This window comes from Actinomadura bangladeshensis, assembly GCF_004348335.1.
GTDB classification, from domain to species: domain Bacteria; phylum Actinomycetota; class Actinomycetes; order Streptosporangiales; family Streptosporangiaceae; genus Spirillospora; species Spirillospora bangladeshensis.
In genome coordinates this window covers 1-4,164 of the sequence record NZ_SMJW01000416.1, presented here as the reverse complement: position 1 = coordinate 4,164, position 4,164 = coordinate 1, and the positions used below count along the sequence as shown (strand labels likewise).

Sequence of the window (4,164 nt, the reverse complement as noted above, 5' to 3'; positions counted from 1 at the left end):
CCCCCACACCGACCCGATCGGCGCCCAGGTGACCCCGATGAAACCGGTCACGGTCAGTGCCACGGTGGTCAGCACCAGCGGACGCTGGTCGCGGGTCCGGCGGGCGAGCACCGGGACGGCGAGCGACCCGAGCGCCTGCGTCGCCGCGGACAGCGCCAGCACGTAGCCGGCGGGCGCCTCGTCCATCCCCCGGTCCTGGCAGATCGTCGGCAGCCAGCCGAGGACGACGTAGGCGAGCAGCGACTGCAGGCCCATGAACACCGTGACCTGCCAGGCGAGGCCCGACCGCCACACCAGTGCCGCGACGCCGCGCGTCGCGGCCGCGGGCGGCGCCGACCGCGCCGCATGCGCCGCGCGCCGCGCCCGCGGCACCCACAGCAGCCCGGCGAGCGCCGCCGGGATCGCCAGCAGCCCGAGCGGCAGCCGCCAGCTCGCGTCGAAGGCGTGCTCGACCGGCACGGCGAACCCGGACGACAGCGACGCCCCGGCCGTCACCGCGACCGTGTAGATCGCCGTCACCGTGGTGATCCTGGACGGATGGTCCCGCTTGATGATCGCGGGCATCGCGATGTTGCCGATGCTGATCGCGATCCCGGCGACCAGCGACCCGGCGAACAGCGCGACCGGGGCGTCCACGAGCCGCAGCACCAGCCCGCCGACGAGCAGCGCCATCGCGCTGACCAGCAGCGTCTCGCCGCGCGGCGCCCGCGGCAGGAACGCCGCCGCCAGCCCGTAGGAGCCGAAGAACACCAGCGGCAGCGTGGTGAGCGCGCCCGCCGCCGTCCCCGACAGCCCGAACTCGTCGCTGATCTCGGTCAGCAGCGGCCCCACCGCCGCGATCGCCGGACGCAGGTTGACCGCCAGGAAGACGATCATCAGGAGTGAGCCGATGACCCCGGCCCGCCGCGCGCTCACCCCGCGTCCTTCCCGGACCGCGCGTTCCGCGGTTCCGTGCTGCCGAGGAGGGCTTCCAGGGTGGCGAGGGTGGGTTCCACGACGGCCGCCGCGGCGGAGGCCGCCGCCTGCGGGTCGCCGGCCGCGATCGCGTCCAGGACGGCCCGGTGCCGGGCCGGGCCCGCCTCGGGGACCTCGTGGTCCAGCCGGATCGCGCGCATCGACTCGTGCAGCCGGCCGAGGAAGAACCGCATCGCCTCGATGAGCACCGGGTTCCGGGACGCCTCCGCGACGCCGAGGTGGAACCGGGCGTCGGCGGCGCCGAACGCGTCGGGCTCGGTGGCCTCGTCCCGGGCGCGGAGCAGCTCCTCCAGCCGCGCCAGGTCGGCATCGGTGCGCCGGCGGGCCGCGAGCCGTGCCGCCTGCACGTCGTAGGCGAGCTGCACCTCGAACACGTCCCGCGCCGAGGCCCGCGCGACCCGGCGCAGCAGCGGGCGCGGGTCGGCGCTGCTGCGGACGTAGGTCCCGTCGCCGCGCCGCACCTCCAGCACCCCGACGTGCGACAGCGCCCGGATCGCCTCCCGGACGGCCGGGCGGCTCACGCCGAGCTGCGCGGCGAGGTCCAGCTCCGCCGGGATCCGCTCACCGACCGCCCAGGACCCGCCGCTGACCTGCGCCTGGAGCTGTTCGAGCACGGCATCGACCGTTGATCCGCCCGCAACAGGACTCAATCCCACTGAACCCTCCCAAAGTAAGACGTCAGACATCTTACCGACGAGGTCCGATCACGGACGAGGGTCCGGGCGGAGATCGATTCGGACCCGCGGTGGCCGCCGGGAGGGGTCTCGGCGGCCACCGCGGGCTCGGACAACGTCCGCCGGGCGGTGGGGACGGGGAGGGCCGTCCGGCGGGCGTCGCGTCCGGGTGCCGCGCGAGGAGGGTCAGCTCCGGGGCTTGCGGTGCCTGGCGTGTCCGAGCAGCCCCTGCCGTTTCCGCGGTTTCCGGCGCGTCCCGGCGGAGGCCCCGCCGGGCCGCCCGCCGCGGCCTCCGCGCGCCTCCTCCCGGGCGGCCTCCTCGTCGCGCCGCCCCTGCTCGATGTGCGCCATGACCTCGCGGTGCGTCACCGACGGGGCCGGGTCGCGGCGCGAGCGCTGGGCCGGGCTGCCCGCGATGACGCCGCCCTGCACCGGACCGCGGTTCGGCAGGCCGCCCCTCGGGTGCCGGCTGCGCGGCCGGATGCGGGACGCCGCCAGCGTGAGCACGACCCAGAAGACGACCGCCAGGAAGATGACGGCCGGTCCGATGTAGAGGAACCAGCGGTCCCCGACACCGCCGGGGGGCACCGAGGGGTCCGGGAAATCGGCGAGCATGAGGCGAACACCTCCTCGCCGGGGCCTCTACCCCGCGTCAGGCGGTTAACCGCCGGGTAACCGCCCGGCGGCGGTCACAGGCCGCGCGACTGGGAGATGGACCCCGACGTGGCCAGCGTGAACGTCCGCATCGACTCGGCGAACTTCGACAGGTCCCATTCGGCCGGGCCCTCGTACCAGTAGAGGTTGTCGGCGCCCTCGGCCCGCTCGCCCGCGTCCTTGACCGTCTCCGCCCACTTCGGGACGGTGTCGAACACGACCGCGTACGGCAGGAACCGGGAGAACAGCGCGATCCGCTGCCGGGACGCGACCGCCTCCCCGTCGTCCGGGACGGCGCCCCGCTCCAGGAACGCGCGGAACCCGATCGTGTGCGCGAGGACGGTCGCGCCGCGCGCGGTCTTCGCCGGCATGTACTGGCCGCCATAGGCCAGCGCCGCGCCCGCGATGATCAGCGCGAGGCCGGCCAGCGCCCACTCGGTGGTGAGGGCCAGCGCGACCGTCCCGGCGATGCCGAGCAGCGTCACGAGGATGCCCGCGACCGTCCACCGGGACCGGACGGTGTCGGGCCGCCGCGCGAACCAACCCTGCTTCACGACGTCGTCGTACATCGCGGACCTGACCTGCGCGAGCTTCGTCGCGAACGTCCCGCCGAGCTCCGACAGCTGCACCGCGTCCCGGCCCGTCCCGTCGGGGGCGGTGAGCAGCGCGTCCAGCAGGATCCGCTCGTAGGGGAGCAGGTCGACCTGGGGGCGGTCGAGGCGGCGCAGCGTCCAGTCGAGGCGCCCGGTGCGGGCTCGGTCCTCCTCTTCGATCAGCAGGTAGCCGCGCACGGCGAGGTCGACGATCGTCGCGGTCACGTCGATCACGTCGGCCTGCTCGTCGATGAGCGTGCCGATCTGGCCGGGGCGGACGCCGTCCGGCGGCTCGAACTCGGTCCCGGCGAGCGGCGCATGGTCGCCCTCGGCGGCCTTCTTCCCGACGACCCGGGCGTCCCGGCCGCGCAGCAGGTAGAGGGCGGCGACGCCGCCGACCAGCAGCACCAGCAGGCCGGCGAGCGCGCCGCCGGTCACCGCGTTCACCGAGAACGCGGTCGCGACCGTGTGCCGCCGCTCGTGGATCGCGCGGCCCCCGGTCGTGCCCGCGGGCAGGCCCGCGACGACCGTCATGAACTCGCCGGGCAGCATCCCCTGCTGCGCGTAGACGCCCTGCGTGTGCGTGTGGTTCGTGTAGTACTGCGTGCAGCCGATCGTGCTGCCGATCGGCCCGGTGAAGCAGTTGACGCTGCGGATCAGCGCGCCGCCGTCGACGGTCGCCTTCGCCTCGTCCAGCGGGACCTTCCAGCCGCCGACCACCGGCCAGTGCAGCTCCTCCGCCGCGCCCATCGGGGTGATCGCGCCGCGCAGGTCGTACTCCAGCACGACCGTGCGGTCACCGGTGACGGCCTTGGCGCCGCTCACCTCGACGGTCGTCCGCAGGCCCGACTCGGACGCGGTCACCTTCGTCGGCCCGCCGTCGGGGCTGCTCGCGCGCAGGTTGCCGAGCTTCCAGACGCGGTCCTCGCTGAGGCTCTCGTGGGTGCGGGTCTGGAACTCCCGCTCGAAGCCCTTGCGGCCGGCGAACCGGTAGACGATCGTCTCCTTCACCTTCACGGTCCCGCCCCGGCCGGCGGTGAGGACGACCTCGTCCTTCAGCACCCGCTCCCCGGCGGCGGTCGTCCCGGCCGCCGCCGGGGAGGAGGGCAGGACGGGGATCAGGACCGCGGCCGACACGGCGGCCGACACCGTGAGCACGACTGGCCGGAACCGGAACAACGCCGCAAGAGCAGACATGGCCGCAAATAGTATCGGCAATGCGTGCGATGATTCTGCGCTATGGCAGGTCACTACCCCCCGCCGCCCCC

4 protein-coding genes are annotated in these 4,164 nt (G+C 74.7%); all 4 read right to left on the bottom strand.

The window, feature by feature from the left end:
- The coding region (locus E1284_RS42200) for an MFS transporter (RefSeq protein WP_165965603.1) at nt 1-915 on the bottom strand (915 nt) is incomplete at its 3' end.
- Complete coding sequence (locus E1284_RS38945) at nt 912-1,589, bottom strand: FadR/GntR family transcriptional regulator (protein ID WP_207924213.1); 678 nt, start codon at nt 1,587-1,589, stop codon at nt 912-914. The genes E1284_RS42200 and E1284_RS38945, both read right to left, overlap by 4 nt.
- Before the next feature lie 246 nt (nt 1,590-1,835).
- Nucleotides 1,836-2,264: a hypothetical protein gene (locus E1284_RS38940; protein WP_131945151.1), complete on the bottom strand. Its 429-nt coding sequence runs from the start codon at nt 2,262-2,264 to the stop codon at nt 1,836-1,838.
- Nucleotides 2,265-2,338: 74 nt separating this feature from the next.
- Entirely contained in the window at nt 2,339-4,093 is a 1,755-nt protein-coding gene (locus E1284_RS38935) for a DUF2207 domain-containing protein (protein WP_131945150.1), read from the bottom strand.
- Nucleotides 4,094-4,164 lie beyond the last annotated feature (71 nt).